Source organism: Streptomyces sp. NPDC047049, assembly GCF_040643995.1.
In the GTDB taxonomy this organism is placed as follows: domain Bacteria; phylum Actinomycetota; class Actinomycetes; order Streptomycetales; family Streptomycetaceae; genus Streptomyces; species Streptomyces mooreae.
In genome coordinates this window covers 167,582-185,005 of the sequence record NZ_JBEYVM010000015.1, presented here as the reverse complement: position 1 = coordinate 185,005, position 17,424 = coordinate 167,582, and the positions used below count along the sequence as shown (strand labels likewise).

The 17,424-nt window shown below is 71.6% G+C and carries 14 protein-coding genes; 8 read left to right on the top strand and 6 right to left on the bottom strand.

Annotation, left to right across the window (positions count from 1 at the left end; genetic code table 11):
- Window positions 1-277: 277 nt before the first annotated feature.
- Window positions 278-1,630: an FtsW/RodA/SpoVE family cell cycle protein gene (locus tag ABZ851_RS27605; RefSeq protein WP_361132819.1), complete on the bottom strand. Its 1,353-nt coding sequence runs from the start codon at window positions 1,628-1,630 to the stop codon at window positions 278-280.
- 576 nt (window positions 1,631-2,206) lie between these two features.
- Here ABZ851_RS27605 and groES point away from each other — a divergent pair.
- The gene (gene groES / locus ABZ851_RS27600; protein WP_030089482.1) at window positions 2,207-2,515 is read left to right on the top strand and encodes a co-chaperone GroES; all 309 of its coding nucleotides are present in this window, start codon (window positions 2,207-2,209) and stop codon (window positions 2,513-2,515) included.
- Between the two features lie 135 nt (window positions 2,516-2,650).
- On the top strand, window positions 2,651-4,276 hold the full coding sequence (groL, locus tag ABZ851_RS27595; RefSeq protein ID WP_336049353.1) for a chaperonin GroEL: 1,626 nt from the start codon (window positions 2,651-2,653) through the stop codon (window positions 4,274-4,276).
- Between the two features lie 186 nt (window positions 4,277-4,462).
- Here the strand turns inward: groL and ABZ851_RS27590 are convergent, their stop codons facing one another.
- Complete coding sequence (locus ABZ851_RS27590; protein WP_361132816.1) at window positions 4,463-5,449, bottom strand: hydroxyacid dehydrogenase; 987 nt, start codon at window positions 5,447-5,449, stop codon at window positions 4,463-4,465.
- 271 nt (window positions 5,450-5,720) lie between these two features.
- Here ABZ851_RS27590 and ABZ851_RS27585 point away from each other — a divergent pair, with 271 nt between their 5' ends.
- Entirely contained in the window at window positions 5,721-7,712 is a 1,992-nt protein-coding gene (locus tag ABZ851_RS27585) for a DUF2264 domain-containing protein (protein WP_361132781.1), read from the top strand.
- Between the two features lie 35 nt (window positions 7,713-7,747).
- Here ABZ851_RS27585 and ABZ851_RS27580 read toward each other — a convergent pair whose 3' ends face one another.
- The gene (locus tag ABZ851_RS27580; protein WP_336054818.1) at window positions 7,748-8,521 is read right to left on the bottom strand and encodes an SDR family NAD(P)-dependent oxidoreductase; all 774 of its coding nucleotides are present in this window, start codon (window positions 8,519-8,521) and stop codon (window positions 7,748-7,750) included.
- Between the two features lie 232 nt (window positions 8,522-8,753).
- Window positions 8,754-9,419 carry an MOSC domain-containing protein gene (locus tag ABZ851_RS27575; protein WP_361132777.1) on the bottom strand — a complete coding sequence of 222 codons (666 nt, stop codon included), beginning with the start codon at window positions 9,417-9,419 and terminating at the stop codon, window positions 8,754-8,756.
- A 178-nt stretch (window positions 9,420-9,597) separates the two neighbouring features.
- Here ABZ851_RS27575 and ABZ851_RS27570 point away from each other — a divergent pair, with 178 nt between their 5' ends.
- Complete coding sequence (locus tag ABZ851_RS27570; RefSeq protein WP_088798372.1) at window positions 9,598-10,509, top strand: LysR family transcriptional regulator; 912 nt, start codon at window positions 9,598-9,600, stop codon at window positions 10,507-10,509.
- 78 nt (window positions 10,510-10,587) lie between these two features.
- Here the strand turns inward: ABZ851_RS27570 and ABZ851_RS27565 are convergent, their stop codons facing one another.
- Window positions 10,588-10,920: a WhiB family transcriptional regulator gene (locus ABZ851_RS27565; RefSeq protein ID WP_088798371.1), complete on the bottom strand. Its 333-nt coding sequence runs from the start codon at window positions 10,918-10,920 to the stop codon at window positions 10,588-10,590.
- Window positions 10,921-11,299: 379 nt separating this feature from the next.
- On the opposite strand from ABZ851_RS27565, the gene ABZ851_RS27560 reads away from it, so the two are divergent.
- From ABZ851_RS27560 to ABZ851_RS27545, 4 genes are all read left to right on the top strand, one after another.
- Window positions 11,300-11,911 (top strand): response regulator transcription factor, encoded by a 612-nt coding sequence (locus tag ABZ851_RS27560; RefSeq protein WP_003948568.1) that lies wholly within the window; start codon window positions 11,300-11,302, stop codon window positions 11,909-11,911.
- A gap of 279 nt (window positions 11,912-12,190) precedes the next feature.
- Entirely contained in the window at window positions 12,191-12,766 is a 576-nt protein-coding gene (locus ABZ851_RS27555) for a sigma-70 family RNA polymerase sigma factor (RefSeq protein ID WP_043264857.1), read from the top strand.
- Between the two features lie 139 nt (window positions 12,767-12,905).
- Window positions 12,906-14,408 carry an IMP dehydrogenase gene (gene guaB, locus ABZ851_RS27550; protein ID WP_361132772.1) on the top strand — a complete coding sequence of 501 codons (1,503 nt, stop codon included), beginning with the start codon at window positions 12,906-12,908 and terminating at the stop codon, window positions 14,406-14,408.
- Between the two features lie 155 nt (window positions 14,409-14,563).
- Window positions 14,564-15,691, top strand: coding sequence for a GuaB3 family IMP dehydrogenase-related protein (locus tag ABZ851_RS27545; RefSeq protein WP_260639313.1), 1,128 nt, complete (start codon window positions 14,564-14,566; stop codon window positions 15,689-15,691).
- A gap of 465 nt (window positions 15,692-16,156) precedes the next feature.
- Here ABZ851_RS27545 and ABZ851_RS27540 read toward each other — a convergent pair whose 3' ends face one another.
- On the bottom strand, window positions 16,157-17,407 hold the full coding sequence (locus ABZ851_RS27540; protein ID WP_361132768.1) for a nucleotide sugar dehydrogenase: 1,251 nt from the start codon (window positions 17,405-17,407) through the stop codon (window positions 16,157-16,159).
- Window positions 17,408-17,424 lie beyond the last annotated feature (17 nt).

Genomic DNA, 17,424 nt, shown 5'->3' with positions numbered 1-17,424 from the left:
CCTGCTCCAGCCCCACCGGCCTTCTTCCCACCCCCCAACGGGAGGGGACGGGCCGGAGCGGGTGGGTGTCCGGACGTAAAGCGAAGCAGTCCGGACACCCACCCGCGCAGGCCCGTCACCGCACCCCAACAGCCCCGCGCAGCGGACCCCGCCCCGCGCAGCGGACCCCGCCCCGCGCAGCGGACCCGCCCGCCGCCAGGCGCAACGGCGAGAAGCCCCCACGGCGGGAAAGCCGAAAACCGCCCGAGGCAAAGCGCAGCGGAACGGTGGGAAAAGATCAAACCGGCTCACGCCGGCGCTGCGCATGGTCGCTGATCCGCAACAGCAAGGCCACCATCACCCAGTTCGCGACGAGGGACGAGCCTCCCTTGGCGAGGAAGGGGAGGGCCTTGCCGGTCAAGGGGATCAGGCCGGTGACGCCGCCGGCGACGACGAATACCTGGAGGAGCAGGGCGCCGGAGAGACCGACCGCGAGCAGCTTGCCGAATGGGTCGCGGGCGGTCAGCCCGACCCGCAGGCCGCGCTGGGCCAGCAGGACGTACAGCATGATCACGACCATCACCCCGGCCAGCCCCATCTCCTCGCCGACGGTGGTGAGGATGAAGTCGCTGTTGCCGGCGAAGCCGATCAGCTCGGGGTGGCCCTGGCCGAGTCCGCTGCCGGAGATGCCGCCGCTGCCGAAGCTGAACAGGGCCTGGCCGAGCTGGTTGGACATGCCCTCCGCGATGCCTTCCTTGGTGAAGGCCCGCATCGGGTCGAGCCAGGCGGTGACCCGGCCGTGGACGTGGGGTTCCAGAGAGCCGACGACGGCCGCGCCGACGACGGCCATCAGCAGGCCGCAGACCACCCAGCTGGTGCGGTTCGTGGCCATGTACAGCATGATCACGAAGACACCGAAGAAGATCAGCGAGGTGCCCAGGTCCCGTTCGAAGACCAGCACCAGCAGGCTGATCACCCAGATGGTGAAGATCGGTGCGAGCTGCCGCCCCGGGGGCAGTTGGACGCCCAGGACGCGGCGTCCGGCCAGTGCCAGGGCATCGCGGTTGACGGTGAGGTAGCCCGCGAAGAACACCGAGATCATGATCTTCACGAATTCGCCGGGCTGCAGCGACAGCGGCCCGAGCAGGATCCAGCGCTTGGCGCCGTACATGTCGGCGCCGAAGAAGGCCGGGGCCATCAGCAGCACCAGTGCGACCACCATCGTCAGATAGATGTAGCGCTGCAGAACGCGGTGATCGCGCAGCACCAGCAGGATCGCGATACAGACCGCCACCCCGATCACCGTCCACACCAGCTGCCCGCTCGCCGCCTCGGCGATCTTGAGCCGGGGCGTCTGCGCGTAGGTGAGGTCCAGGCGGTGCAGCAGCACCAGGCCGAGTCCGGTCAGCAGCGTCGCCAGCGGCAGGATCAGCGGATCGGCGCGGGGCGCGTAGCGGCGCAGGACCAGGTGCGGGACCAGCGCCACGAAGAACATGCTGACGGCGAAGCCGGCCAGCCCGCCGGGCAGCCGGCCGGTCATCGACAGGCCGGTGCAGGCGTACCCGAAGTCCGCGATCAGCACGGCGAGGGCGAGCAGCCATGCCTCGGTCCGCCGGCGGTCCGGTGCCTGGGCCAGCGCGGCGAACGTCATGGTGCGTTCGGCGTCGCTCTCCCGCCGCCGGGCCGCCCGGGGAACGCTGGTCTGTCCACGCACGGGTTTCCTCCGCCACTGAATCGTCGAGGCCGCGGGCCGGCCGGGATGTGCCCGGTTCGTCGGCAGGCAGTCGGGGAGGTAGACGAGGCAGCCGACGGCGTGGTTGCGAGGGAAGGAGAAGGTGTGTCCGATTTGATAGGAACATGGCCGTCGTCCGGCTTCTGTCCGTCCCGGGCCCGTTCTGCATCAGTCCCCGTCCCGTGCTGATCCGGCCCGCGTTCCGTCCTGGTCCCGCCCCGATCCGCCGCGGAAGGCCTGGCCGGCCGGGGTGCGGCCCGTCGTCGGCCACGGCTCGGGGCCGCCGGTCAACCGGGCGGAGGCAAGCGCACCCCGCCGCGCTGGCACTCCGCTTGACCGAGTGCTAACCGCGTCATAGTCTCGGCGTTGGCACTCTCCAGTGGGGAGTGCCAGACACACAGCGACGGGCAGGTCCGGCACCCGCGACGACGGATCGACCTGGTCGCCACCTCAGACAGTTAACCCCGTGAGATCTCCGAAGGGGGAGGTCGGATCGTGACGACCACCAGCTCCAAGGTTGCCATCAAGCCGCTTGAGGACCGCATTGTGGTCCAGCCGCTCGACGCCGAGCAGACCACGGCCTCGGGCCTGGTCATTCCGGACACCGCCAAGGAGAAGCCCCAGGAGGGCGTCGTCCTGGCCGTGGGCCCGGGCCGTGTCGAGGACGGCAAGCGCGTCGAGCTCGACGTCAACGTCGGCGACGTCGTGCTCTACAGCAAGTACGGCGGCACCGAGGTGAAGTACAACAACGAGGACTACCTCGTTCTCTCGGCTCGCGACGTGCTCGCGATCGTCGAGAAGTAAGTCACCCAGTTTTGCCGTGATCTGCGCCCCTGGTTCCCGCGTCTAAACAACCCGGGGCAGGGGCGCAGTTCGTTTGAGCGACAGCGGTCCCCACGTCGTGGCCGAGGATCGCAATGAGAGGACTTGAAGCAACCCATGGCGAAGATCCTGAAGTTCGACGAGGACGCCCGTCGCGCCCTTGAGCGCGGCGTCAACAAGCTTGCCGACACGGTCAAGGTGACCATCGGCCCCAAGGGCCGCAACGTCGTCATCGACAAGAAGTTCGGCGCGCCGACGATCACCAACGACGGTGTCACCATCGCGCGTGAGGTCGAGGTCGACGACCCGTACGAGAACCTGGGTGCCCAGCTCGTCAAGGAGGTGGCGACCAAGACCAACGACATCGCGGGTGACGGCACCACCACCGCCACCGTGCTGGCCCAGGCGCTGGTCCGCGAGGGTCTGCGCAACGTCGCCGCCGGCGCCTCCCCGGCCGCCCTGAAGAAGGGCATCGACGCCGCCGTCAAGGCCGTCTCCGACGAGCTCCTGGCGACCGCCCGTCCGATCGACGACAAGACCGACATCGCCGCCGTGGCCGGTCTGTCCGCGCAGGACAAGCAGGTCGGTGAGCTCATCGCCGAGGCGATGGACAAGGTCGGCAAGGACGGTGTCATCACCGTCGAGGAGTCCAACACCTTCGGTCTGGAGCTGGACTTCACCGAGGGCATGGCCTTCGACAAGGGCTACCTCTCGCCGTACATGGTCACCGACCAGGAGCGGATGGAGGCCGTCCTCGAGGACCCGTACATCCTGATCCACCAGGGCAAGATCTCCTCGATCCAGGACCTGCTGCCGCTGCTGGAGAAGGTCATCCAGGCCGGTGCCTCCAAGCCGCTGCTGATCATCGCCGAGGACGTCGAGGGCGAGGCCCTGTCGACCCTGGTCGTCAACAAGATCCGTGGCACCTTCAACGCCGTGGCCGTCAAGGCCCCCGGCTTCGGTGACCGCCGCAAGGCCATGCTCGGCGACATCGCCACCCTCACCGGTGCGACCGTCATCGCCGAGGAGGTCGGCCTCAAGCTCGACCAGGCCGGTCTGGACGTGCTCGGCACCGCCCGCCGGGTGACCGTCACCAAGGACGACACCACCATCGTCGACGGTGGCGGCAAGGCCGAGGACGTCACCGGTCGCGTCGCGCAGATCAAGGCCGAGATCGAGTCCACCGACTCCGACTGGGACCGCGAGAAGCTCCAGGAGCGCCTGGCCAAGCTCGCCGGTGGCGTGTGCGTCATCCGCGTGGGTGCGGCCACCGAGGTCGAGCTCAAGGAGAAGAAGCACCGTCTGGAGGACGCCATCTCCGCGACCCGCGCCGCGGTCGAGGAGGGCATCGTCTCCGGTGGTGGCTCCGCTCTGGTCCACGCCGCCAAGGTGCTGGAGGGCTCCCTCGGCAAGGAGGGCGACGAGGCCACCGGTGTCGCCGTCGTCCGCCGCGCCGCCGTCGAGCCGCTGCGCTGGATCGCGGAGAACGCCGGCCTCGAGGGCTACGTCATCACCGCGAAGGTCGCCGAGCAGGACAAGGGCAACGGCTTCAACGCCGCCACCGGCGAGTACGGCGACCTGGTCAAGGCCGGCGTCATCGACCCGGTGAAGGTCACCCGTTCCGCCCTGGAGAACGCCGCGTCGATCGCCTCGCTGCTGCTGACGACCGAGACCCTGGTCGTCGAGAAGCCTGCGGAGGACGAGCCGGCCGAGGCCGGTCACGGCCACGGGCACGCGCACTGACGCATAGCGCCGGGCAGTCCGCTGCCTGATGTATGAGACCCGGTCCCTGCCATGTGCGGGGCCGGGTCTTCCGTTTGTGGGCGGTGGGCGGTGGGCCGTGCGTTCGTGAGGGGATTCGTGGGGGAGGGGCATCCGGGGCCGGGCAGCCCTCCTTCCGGCCGTCGGGGACGCTTCGGTCCGGGGGCGTCAGGCCGAGTGGGGCAGGTGCTCCGGCCGTACGGGGTCGGTGAACGGCCGCCCCTGGGCATAGCGTTCGAGCTCGTCCAGGGCGTGATCGGCCAGTCGGTGGAGTTCGGTGCCCAGTGACCCCGCCACGTGCGGGGTGAGCAGGACGTTCGGCAGCTCGTACAACGGAGAGCCGGCGGACGGGAGGTCGGGCTCGGTGACGTCGAGGACGGCGTGCAGGCGGCCGGAGACCAGCTCGGGGAGCAGGGCCGCCCCGTCGACCAGCGAGCCGCGGGCCGTATTGATCAACGTCGCGCCGTCGGGCAGCAGCGCCAGTTCGCGGGCGCCGAGCAGATGGCGGGTGGCGGGCAGCTGGGGGGCGTGCACGGTGACGAGGTCGCTGCCGGCGCAGAGGGCGTCGAGGGGGACCGGCCGTGCGCCGAGCCGGCTGGCGTCGGCGTCGGTCACGTAGGGGTCGTACAGCAGGACGTGCAGATCGAACGGGCGCAGCAGCTCGATGACGCGGCGGCCGACACGGGAGGCGCCGATGACGCCGACGGTGCGGCGGTAGTTGCCGGCGGCGCCGAGTTCCCGGTGCCAGTCGTGGGCGGTGCGCAGGCCGCGGTAGCGGTGGGCGGCGTGCAGCACGCCTTTGCCCGCGAAGAGGATCGCGGCGAGGGTGTATTCCGCGACCGGGAGGGCGTTGGCGGCGGCGGCCGAGGCGACGGCGATACCGCGCTGCCAGCAGGCGTCGGTGAGGTGGTGTTTGACCGAGCCGGCGGCGTGCACGACGGCGCGCAGCCGCGGGGCCGCGTCCAGCACCCGGCCGGTGAGCCGCGGGGCGCCCCAGCAGGTGAGCAGCACCTCGGCGTCGGCGAGGGCGGCGGCGACCGCGGGGCTGGGGTCGGCCAGCTCGTGGGCGACGAGGTGGGGGTCGGTACGGGCGAGGGCCGTGAGACGGGTGTGGTGGCGGGCGTCGAGGAGCCGTCCGGCGATGCCGGGGCCCATCGACAGGAGCACCGCGGGACGGTGCGCCGCGCCGGGCGTGCGCCTCGTCCTTTCGGCCTGACCGCCGTGGTGCTGTGCCGGTGGGGTCATGCGTTCTCCTCCTTCGTGGTCCTGTTGCCTGGATGTGCGGCGTCCGTCTTGGCGTGCGGTGTGGTCTCCCGGACGTGCGGCGTGCCCTTGACGGGTGGTCAGCCACACCTGAAGGATTCCCGGCGGCCGGCCGTCATCCGCCGTCCCGGCCGGCCGTCATCCGACCGCCCCAGGGGACGCCATGCCCGAGCACCCCCGCCAGCGCCGCCACCCCCACCCCTTCCCGCTCCCGCCCGAGGACCGCCGCCGCAGCGCGTACACCGGCTGGACCCGCGCCCACTGGGAGGCGGTGGCCGACGGGCTGCTGCACGCCACCGCCCCGTACGCCTCCCCACGCCACGGCCTGATCACCCTGCCGGGCCCCCGCCCCAGCTCCTCAGGACCCCGCTCGGACGGCCTCGAAGGCTTCGCCCGCACGTTCCTGCTCGCCGCCCTCCGCGTCGCCGGCAGCAACGGCCATGACCCGCACGGCCACCTCTCCCGCTACGCCGAGGGCCTGGCGGCGGGAACCCGATGCCCCACCGACGCACGGGAGTTGACGTCCGCGGAGCCCGACTCCTGGCACCGTATCGGCACCGTCCGGCAGGCCCGCGTCGAAGCCGCCTCGCTCGCCCTCGGCCTGCGGCTGACCCGCCCCTGGCTGTGGGACACCCTCGACGACAGCGTCCGCGCCCGCGTCGCCGACTGGCTGCTGCCCGCCCTCGGCCCGTCCCCCGTGGACAACAACTGGTGGCTCTTCGGCCTCACCGTCGGCGGTTTCCTGCGTGCGGCAGGCGTCGAGACCGTTCGCGCGCAGGCCGCCATCGACCGCGCGCTGACCCGTATCGAGGACTGGTACCGCGGCGACGGCTGGTACACGGACGGCGACAACCGCGCATTCGACCACTACAACGCCTGGGCGATGCACTTCTACCCGGTCCTGCACGCCCACCTCGGCGGCGACCGGACGCTCCTGGCCACCTACGGACCCCGCCTGCACGCCCAACTGGACGACTACACCCGCCTCTTCGACGCCAACGGCGCGCCCCTGCCGTTCGGCCGCTCCCTCACCTACCGCTTCGCCGCCACCGCCGCCCCGTGGCTGGGCGCCCTCACCGGCCACACCCCGCTCACCCCCGGCGCCACCCGACGCCTCGCCTCCGGGACCCTGCGCCACTTCCTCGACCGGGGAGCCGTCGCCCAGGACGGCCTGCTACCGCTCGGCTGGTACGGCCCCTACGTGCCGATGCTCCAGCACTACTCGGGCCCGGCCTCCCCCTACTGGGCGGCCAAGGGATTCCTCGGCCTCCTGCTCCCCGCCGGCCACCCCGCCTGGACCGGCCCCGAGGCCCCTCTCCCCGCCGAAACCGCGGACGCCGCCCGGCCCCTCGGCCCCACCGGCCTGCTCCTGCAGTCCACGGCCTCCGACGGCCTGGTCCGCCTCCACAACCACGGCAGCAACTCCACCCTCGCCGCCCCCGACCCCTACTACGCCCGCTTCGCGTACTCCACCCGCACCGGCCCGACCGCCGGCGGCCGGCTCCCGACTGAGGACCGGCCCCTTCCCGACGGCCCGCCCCAGCTCGGGGAACAACCCCTGCCCGCCGAACAGCCCCTGCCCGACAACCACTTCGGCCTGCTCCTCGACGGCCGCCTCACCACCCGCGGCCCCGCCACCCCGCACACCACCGGCCCCGGCCGGGCCTCCTCCACCCACACACCCCGCCACGCCGACGGCACTGACCTCCCGGGCATCCGGATCCTGTCCGCCACCCTGGTCCACGGCCGCGCCGAACTCCGCGTCCACCTGGTCACCGGCGCCGCCCCCGGCACCCGCGTACGCCAGACGGGCTGGGCCACCACGCCCGACGGCCCCACCGCGCAACTCCACCCCGTCCACGGCTACGACACCCCGCCCCGCCGCACCCCGACGGGGAGCACCCTCATCGGCCCCGGCACCCGCACCGCCGTCCTGGAGGGCAGCACCACCTCAGGCCCCGGGGGCACCCTCTTCGCAGCCCTGGCATCCCTGACGGGGGACCCGGACCCCGCCCCCGTACACACCCTGGCGACCACTCACCTCACGGGCCACGGCATCCAGGTCACCTGGCACGACGGCACCCGCGCCCACCTGGCCCTGCCCCTTTCGCCCGCGGGAGGTGACGGGCGGGCGGGGCCGGCGCCCGGGAGCTGAGGGGCCGGCCCCGGCCCGCGGGACGTCACACCGCGTCAGCGGGGCCCGTACTTCCGGCCGGTACGGGACGTCAGGCCGCCCAGCACGCCACGGGGCGCCAGCTTCACCGCGCCCATGAGCGCCTTGTACCGCGGGTCCGGAATGGAAAGGGACTTGCCCCGCGTCAGGTCCTTCATCGCGGCATCGACCAGCTTGTCCGCGTCCAGCCACATCCACCCGGGGATGTTGTCGGTGCCCATCCCGGCCCGCTGGTGGAACTCGGTCCGTACGAACCCCGGGCACAGCGCCATCAGCCGGACGCCGCTGCCCGCCAGATCCCGCGCGGCGCCCTGGGTGAACTGCACGACCCACGCCTTGCTCGCGCCATAGGTGCCGCGCGGCACGAACGCCGCCACCGACGCCACATTGACCACCGCGCCCCGCCGGCGGTCCCGCATCCCGCGCACCGCGGCCGTGGTCAGCCGCAGCACCGCCTCGCAGTGCACTTTCAGCATCGTCAGCTCGTCGGCCATCGAGACCTCGAGGTATTCGCCCTTGTTGCCGAACCCGGCGTTGTTCACCAGCAGGTCCACCGGGTGCTTGGGGTCCGCGAGCCGCGCCTCGACGGCGGCGATGCCCTCCTCGGTGGACAGATCGGCGCTCAGTACCCCGGCCTCGATGCCGTGCCGGTCGTGCAACTCGGTGGCCTGCTCGCGCAGTCGCTTCTCGTCGCGCGCGACCAGCACCACGCTGTGGCCGTCACTCGCGAGCCGCCGGGCGAACGCCGCCCCGATGCCCGCCGTCGCTCCCGTGATCAATGCAGTCGTCATACGGGCACGCTATCCGCCCGGGGCACGCCGCCCTGGCCCCTCCCCCCGGCGACGCGGCTCGCCCGCGCGGACGAGCAACCCGCCCTCCGGCAACCGGGCCAAAAGGCCCGCCGCCCCCGGCCCGAACGGCCTGCCGCCGCCCGGCTCCCGGCGTCCTGCTCCCGGGCCCCGTCCGCCGCCCCCCACGGCCACCCCGAGCCGCCCCCACGGCCACCCCGCGCCGCTCCCGCGGTCAACCGCCCTGCCGCGCGACGTACTTCAGCGCCTTCTCCCGGGCGTCCTCCTCCAGTGCCCCACCCGCATCGAGCAGCCGCGGCAGCAGCTCCCGCCGGATGGTCAGCGCCTGGAACGCCAGCCCGATCGACACCTCGTGATCCGGGCGGTGCACCACCTCCACCGCGTCCCCCGCACGGATCTCGCCCTCCTCGACCACCCGGAGGAACGCGCCGGGCACCGCGGCCTGGGTGAACCGTTTGATCCAGCCGTGCTCGGCCATCCACCCGTGGAACGTACGGCAGGGGATCCGCGGTGCGCTGACCTCCAGCAGCAGCCGCGGCCCGACCCGCCAGCGTTCGCCGATCAGGGCGCCGGTGACATCGACGCCCGACGTGGTCAGGTTCTCCCCGAAGTAGCCATTGGCCAGCTCGCGGCCCAGCTCCCGCTCCCACTCGTCCAGGTCCTCGCGTGCGTAGGCGTAGACGGCCTGGTCGTCGCCGCCGTGGAAGCGCAGGTCGACCACCGCGTCACCGGCCAGCCCGCTGCCCCCGGTGCCCCGGGGACCGGGGGCGGTCACCCGCACCGGGCCGTCCACGGGCCTCTTGTCGATACCCGTGCCGCCCTCGGCGTCGGTGTGCTCGGACGGGGCGGGCCGTCCCACATTGACGGTCAGCAGCTTCATGCGGTGCTCCGTTCCTCGATCGGCGTGGTGCAGGGAAGAGGGGGGAGGGCCGCCGGGGGCGTCCCCTCTTCACGCATGTCTTCACGCATGCCCTCGATCCGGGGCGACGCAGGCCTCCCATCCAAAAGCATGAACTCTTTTTTGCCCGGTCAACCCAAGACTCGCTTATGCTCGGAACATGATCGAGGCCCGTCATCTCCGTGTGCTGCGTGCCGTCGCCACGACCGGCTCCTTCTCCGCCGCCGCGCGCGAGCTGGGCTGCACCCAGCCGGCCGTCAGCCAGCAGATGAAGGCCCTGGAGCAGTCCGCGGGCACCCCGCTGCTGGTCCGTGCGGGCCGCGAGATGAGGCTGACCCAGGCGGGTGAGGCGCTGGTACGCCACGCCGTGGGCATCCTGGCCGGGCTCACCGCCGCCGAGGAGGAGATCGCGGCCATCGCGGGCCTGCGCGCCGGACGGGTGCGGCTGGTGTCCTTCCCCTCAGGCAGCTCGACGCTGGTGCCGACCGCCCTCGCGAAGATGCGCGCCGCCCACCCCGGTACCCGGGTCTCGCTGGTCGAAGCCGAGCCGCCGCGCTCCATCGAGATGCTGCGCAACGGCGACTGCGAAATCGCGCTGGCCTTCCGCTATCCGGAGGTGCGCGGCGCGGACCCGGCGGCCGGGGCGGAGTGGGACGACCTGGTGGTCCGGCCGATCCTGGCGGACCGGCTGATCGGCCTGGTGCCGGACGGCCACCGGCTGGCGAAGGCGGGCACCGCGCGGTTCGCCGAACTGGCCGACGAGGCCTGGATCGCGGGCTGTCCCCGCTGCCGCCGGCACCTCGTGGAGGTCTGTGAGAGCGCGGGCTTCACCCCGCGCATCGATTTCGCGACGGACGACTACCCGGCGGTGATCGGCCTGGTCGGCGCGGGCCTGGGAGTCGCCGCGCTGCCGGAGCTCACCCTGGAGTCGGTACGTCCCAAGGGGGCCACGGCGATACGGATGGAGCCCGCCGTGCACCGCGAGATCGTCGCGCTCACGCTGCCGGATCTGGCGAAGGTGCCCGCCGTCGGGGCGACCCTCGACCGGCTGGCGGATGCCGCGGGGCGCTGAGGGAACCGAGCGCGCCCGCCCGGCCGTCGCCGCCGGGCATGCAGAAACGTTTCTTCAGGGACGGTGTGTTCCTGAAGGTCAGGCGCCGGAGACGCCTGCGGGGCCGGTCATGGAGGACGCAGGGACCAGCCGGTGGCGGGCCCGGCCCATCAGTTCCTCACGTTCGTCCTCCGTCAGGCCGCCCCACACCCCGTAGGGCTCACGGACGGCCAGCGCATGCGCCGCGCACTCGGCCCGTACCGGGCAGCGCATGCAGACCTCCTTCGCCGATGTCTCACGCGCGCTGCGGGCCGCTCCGCGTTCACCCTCGGGATGGAAGAAGAGCGAGCTGTCCACGCCGCGGCAGGCGGCGAGCAGCTGCCAGTCCCAGAGATCTGCGTTCGGGCCCGGGAGGCGGGAGAAATCTGCCATTGCTTGTCCCCTCGAAGCGGTGCTGATTCGGCCTCGGTGCTCACGACGGTACATCTACTGTCGAAGTAGATGTAAATATGACTCATTGCGAATCTAGTCATAGTCACCATGAAAATGGAAGAAAGAGAGCCAAATAGGGCATAGGGTGCACGGGCGGATGCCGGTCGCCCGATGAGTCGTCTGCGTATCCGGCTCCTCACGGAGCGTGCTGAACTCGGTCGCCGAAGCCGTAACTCTTTCGGGTGACCGTCGTTGAGAGTGCGGAGGCGATTGGCAGAGGTAGCCGTCGGGCAGATGTCCGAGGCCGCCAATCGCACAGGTGACGATACGTACCAGCCTGGAGGCTCAAGGTGACGCGCATCAGCTGCGGAGGGCGGTCATGACATCCGTCCTCGTCTGCGACGACTCCCCGCTTGCCCGAGAGGCGCTCCGTCGGGCGGTGGCAACCGTGCCCGGCGTCGAGCGTGTGACGACCGCGGCCAACGGCGAGGAAGTCCTCCGCCGCTGGGGTGCCGATCGCTCGGATCTGATTTTGATGGACGTACGGATGCCCGGTCTCGGCGGTGTCGAGACCGTGCGCCGGCTGCTGTCCGCCGACCCCGGCGCCCGGATCATCATGCTCACGGTGGCCGAGGACCTGGACGGTGTCGCGCTCGCGGTCGCCGCCGGTGCCCGTGGCTATCTGCACAAGGACGCCTCGCGCGCCGAGCTGCGGGCGACGGTGACCCAGGCGCTCGCCGACCCGACGTGGCGGCTCGCCCCGCGCCGGCTGCGGTCCGCCGAGATGGGCGCCGCGCCGACGCTGACCGCGCGCGAGATCCAGGTGCTGGAGGGCATGAGCCACGGCCGCTCGAACGCCGAGATCGGCCGTGAGCTGTTCCTCTCTGAGGACACGGTCAAGACCCACGCGCGGCGCCTTTTCAAGAAACTCGGCGCCTCCGACCGGGCGCATGCGGTGGCGCTGGGCTTCCGCTGGGGACTGGTCCGCTAAGGCGTTGTGACGTGCAGCGATGCGGGGGAGTGAAGATCCCCGCCCGCCCTGCGGCGGGCGGGGCCGTGGGATGCCCCGCAGGCCGCCGCGTCCTGTGGCGGTCCGATTCCCCGCGCGGTGCCGCATCCTTGAGGTATGGAGTTCCTCGGGGACGGGTCGGTCGGGCACGAGGGGAGGGCGCAGGAGATGACAGCCGGCGCACCTGCCGCGCATAACGCTTCAGCGCACAAGTTCGGACCTGATGCCGCGGATCGTGCGGCGCCAAGGCACCATGGTCCGATGCGTGATGACGGGAAGCAGGAAATCGGCGCTCTCGTCGCACGTGCCGTCGAGGGGGACCAGCGGGCCACCCACGATCTGCTGGCCCATGTGCACCCCCTCGCCCTGCGCTACTGCCGCACCCGGCTGTCGCGGCTGCCGGGTGACGCACGGCACTTCGTCGAGGACCTGGCGCAGGAAGTCTGTGTCGCGGTGCTCTGCGCGCTGCCGCGCTACCGCGACACCGGCAAGCCCTTCGAGGCGTTCGTCTTCGCCATCGCCGGCCACAAGGTCGCCGATCTGCAGCGCGCCGCGATGCGGCATCCGGGCAGCACGGCCGTGCCGTCCGACGAGATGCCCGAGCAGCCGGACGACTCCCTCGGCCCCGAGGAGCGGGCGCTGCTGAGCAGCGACGCCGAGTGGGCCAAGAAGCTGCTGGCGAACCTTCCGGAGAACCAGCGGGAGCTGGTCCTGCTGCGGGTCGCCGTCGGGCTGACGGCCGAGGAGACCGGGCAGATGCTGGGGATGTCGCCCGGTGCGGTGCGGGTCGCCCAGCACCGTGCGCTGAGCAGGCTGCGGGCGCTCGCCGAGCAGTAGCAGATCCCCGCTGTCCACGGCGGAATAACGCCGTAGAAATACACAAGTGACAAGGCCCTCATCGCTCGTGGATTGGGACACTTCCTTAGGCCGTTAGCATGGGAGTCCGCGCTGAGGCAAGAGCATTGGGGAAGGTGTCATGAGTGACAACGTCGACGGTATGCCCGCCAAATTCGCCATGCTCGGGCTGACATACGACGACGTGCTGCTGCTGCCCGGCGCGTCGGAGGTGCTGCCCAATGCGGTGAGCACCGCTTCCCGGGTCTCGCGCAACGTCGCGGTGAACATCCCGCTGCTGTCCGCGGCGATGGACAAGGTCACCGAGGCCCGGATGGCCATCGCCATGGCCCGGCAGGGTGGCGCGGGCGTCCTGCACCGCAACCTGTCCATCGAGGACCAGGCCAACCAGGTCGACCTGGTCAAGCGCTCCGAGTCGGGCATGGTCACCGACCCGATCACGGTCCGTCCGGACGCCTCGCTGGCCGACGCGGATGCGCTGTGTGCCAAGTTCCGTATCAGCGGGGTGCCGGTCACCGATGCCGCGGGCAAGCTGCTGGGCATCGTGACCAACCGCGACATGGCCTTCGAGATGGACCGCAGCCGTCAGGTCCGCGAGGTCATGACGCCGATGCCGCTGGTCACCGGCAAGGTCGGCATCTCCGGCGAGGACGCCATCGAGCTGCTGCGCCGCCACAAGATCGAGAAGCTGCCGCTGGTCGACGAGGCCGGCGTGCTCAAGGGCCTGATCACGGTCAAGGACTTCGTCAAGGCCGAGAAGTACCCGAACGCCGCCAAGGACGCCGAGGGCCGGCTGGTCGTCGGCGCGGCGGTGGGCGTCGGCGACGCGGCGTACGACCGGGCGCAGGCGCTGGTCGAGGCCGGTGCCGACTTCCTCGTCATCGACAGTGCACACGGCCACAGCCGCGGCATCCTCGACATGATCGCCAAGGTCAAGTCCAACATCAACGTCGATGTCGTCGGCGGCAACGTCGCCACCCGTGACGGCGCCCAGGCGCTGATCGACGCGGGCGCGGACGGCATCAAGGTCGGCGTCGGTCCCGGCTCCATCTGCACCACCCGCGTCGTCGCCGGCGTCGGCGTGCCGCAGGTCACCGCGATCTACGAAGCGGCGAAGGCCGCGAACGCCGCGGGCGTGCCGCTGATCGGTGACGGCGGCCTGCAGTTCTCCGGCGACATCGCCAAGGCCATCGCGGCCGGCGCGGACACCGTCATGCTGGGCTCGCTGCTGGCCGGCTGCGAGGAGTCGCCCGGCGAGATGGTCTTCATCAACGGCAAGCAGTTCAAGTCGTACCGCGGCATGGGCTCGCTCGGCGCGATGCAGTCCCGCGGCCAGGGCCGCTCCTTCTCCAAGGACCGCTACTTCCAGGACAACGTCCTCTCCGAGGACAAGCTGGTCCCCGAGGGCATCGAGGGCCAGGTGCCCTACCGCGGCCCGCTCTCCTCGGTCGCCCACCAGCTCGTCGGCGGCCTGCGCGCCTCCATGGGGTACGTCGGCTCCGCCGACATCCCCGAGCTCAAGGAGAAGGGCCACTTCGTCCGCATCACCTCCGCGGGCCTCAAGGAGAGCCACCCGCACGACATCCAGATGACCACCGAGGCGCCGAACTACAGCCGTCGCTGAGCTCCCCGGACAGCGGGGCCGGATGACTGCCGAGGCGCGTCACTACACACGTCGCTAGCACGGCCCTACCGTGAAGCCCGCGGCCGCTCCCCGGCCGCGGGCTTCGGTGTGTCGGGGATACTGGAGCCGCAGACGTAGAGGGAAAGGCCACACACGTGACTGAGATCGAGATCGGGCGCGGCAAGCGCGGCCGCCGGGCATACGCATTCGACGACATCGCCGTCGTACCCAGTCGCCGCACCCGCGACCCGAAGGAGGTCTCGATCGCCTGGCAGATCGACGCCTACCGTTTCGAGCTGCCGTTCCTGGCCGCTCCCATGGACTCGGTGGTCTCCCCGCAGACCGCGATCCGCATCGGTGAGCTGGGCGGCCTGGGCGTCCTCAACCTCGAAGGTCTCTGGACCCGGTACGAGGACCCGGAGCCGCTGCTCGCCGAGATCGCGGAGCTGGACGGCGCCACCGCCACCAAGCGGCTCCAGGAGATCTACGCCGCGCCGATCAAGGAAGAGCTGATCGGGCAGCGGATCAAGGAGGTGCGCGACGCCGGTGTGGTGACCGCCGCCGCGCTGTCGCCGCAGCGTACGGCGCAGTTCTCCAAGGCCGTCGTGGACGCCGGCGTCGACATCTTCGTGATCCGCGGCACCACCGTCTCCGCCGAGCACGTCTCCTCCGCGGCCGAGCCGCTGAACCTCAAGCAGTTCATCTATGAGCTGGACGTCCCGGTCATCGTCGGTGGCTGCGCCACGTACACCGCCGCCCTGCACCTGATGCGGACCGGCGCGGCCGGTGTGCTGGTCGGCTTCGGCGGCGGCGCCGCGCACACCACGCGCAACGTCCTCGGCATCCAGGTCCCGATGGCCACCGCGGTCGCCGATGTCGCCGCCGCCCGCCGCGACTACATGGACGAGTCCGGCGGCCGCTACGTCCACGTCATCGCCGACGGCGGGGTGGGCTGGTCCGGCGACCTCCCCAAGGCGATTGCCTGCGGCGCCGACGCCGTGATGATGGGCTCCCCGCTCGCCCGCGCCACGGACGCGCCCGGCCGCGGCCACCACTGGGGCATGGAAGCGGTCCACGAGGACGTGCCGCGCGGCAAGCGGATGGACCTCGGGGCGGTCGGCACCACCGAGGAGGTGCTGTTGGGGCCGTCGACGGTTCCCGACGGCTCGATGAACTTCTTCGGCGCGCTGCGCCGGGCGATGGCGACGACCGGGTACTCGGAGCTGAAGGAATTCCAGCGGGTGGAAGTTACGGTCGCGCCGTCCCAGCACGACAACCGCTAGGTTCCGCCCGCGGCGGCGTTTCCCGCCTTCGGCGGGTGGGGTTTGTGGGGTGGGGTCCCTGGTTGTGTGGTGGGTGCCGGGTTCGGGGCCTCCGGGGTGGGTTGTCGGACTGCTTCGCTTTACGTCCGACAACCCACCCCTCCGGCCCCGCCCCCTCCCGCCGATTGTGGGGCTCCACCCCGGTAGGGGGGAGGAAAAGACAAAGACCAGTAGCTCGGCCCGCACCATGATGCGGGCCGAGCTACTGGTTTTTAGAACCTTCACCCCCACCGGGCGGGGGTCGCCGTCCCGGGCGGGAGGTGGTGGGCCGGAGGGGCCTGTGTTGTGGACGTAAAGCGAAGCAGTCCACAACACAGGCCCCGGAGGTCCGCCACCGGCACCACCACGAACAGCAAGCGGCCCCCGCCCAACAAACCCCCCCGCCGAAGGCGGGAGACGCACGGCGCCGCAGCCGAAAATGCGGGGTTACAGCCGATGCGCGGCCCCCGTCGGAGTCGCCCCGCGAGTATCCAGCAGCAGCTGCGCCTTCACCGCCAGCCCCTGAAGGTCATACGTCCGGTGCGCCTGTACCAGCACCGTCAGGTCCGCGGCAGCCGCGGCTTCGTACAAGGAGTCGGCCCTGGGCACGGGCCGGCCTAGTACGGACCACTGGGGGACGTACGGATCGTGGTACGTCAGGTGCGCGCCGAGTTCCGTGAGGCGGGAGGCGATTTCGAGGGCAGGTGCGCCGGTCTGGTCGGCGATGTCCGGCTTGTAGGTGACGCCGAGCAGCAGGACGCGGGCGCCGCGGGCGGATTTGCCGTGTTCGTTGAGGAGGGTGGCGCAGCGCTGGATGACGTAGCGCGGCATCCGGCCGTTCACCTCCTGGGCGAGTTCGACCATGCGCAGCGGGTGGTGGCCCGGGGAACGGCCCTTGTGGGAGAGGCAGTTGGGGTCGATGGGGGTGGCGTGGCCGCCCACTCCGGGGCCGGGGCGGAAGGACTGGAAGCCGAACGGCTTGGTCTCCGCGCAGCGGATGACGTCCCACAGGTCGACGCCGATGTCGTGGCAGAAGACCGCCATCTCGTTCATCAGGGCGATGTTGATGTGGCGGTAGTTGGTTTCCAGGAGCTTGGCGGTTTCGGCCTCGCGGGGGCCGCGGGCGCGGACGACCTTGTCGGTGAGGCGGCCGTAGAAGGCGGCGGCGGCCTCCGTGCAGGCGGGGGTGAGGCCGCCGATGACCTTGGGCGTGTTGGCGTACCGGTGGGTGCGGTTGCCGGGGTCGTGGCGGCCGGGGGAGCAGGCGAGGTGGAAGTCGCGGCCGGCGGTGAGGCCGGAGCCCTCCTCCAGGAGGGGGCGCAGGAATTCCTCGGTGGTGCCCGGGTAGGCGGTGGATTCGAGGATCACCGTGGTGTGCGGGCGCAGCTGCGCGGCCAGCGTGCGGGCGGCGTCGGCGAGGGCGGTGAGGTCCGGTGCGCGGTCCTCGCCGGGGGGTGTGGGCGCGCAGAGGACCGCGGTACGGACCCGGCCCAGGGCGGTGGGATCAGTGGTGGTGCGGAAGCCGGCGGAGAGCAGGCGGCGGAGTTCGGTGGCGGAAAGCGGCCCGTCGGCGCCGGAGAGGGCGGCGGCGTGCGGGTCGGGGTCGTATCCGATGGTGCCGATGCCGGCGGTGGTGGCGGCCTGGGCGAGGGGGAGGCCGAGGTGACCGAGTCCGATGACGGCGAGGTCTGCGGGCATGCTGCGGCCGTCCTTCC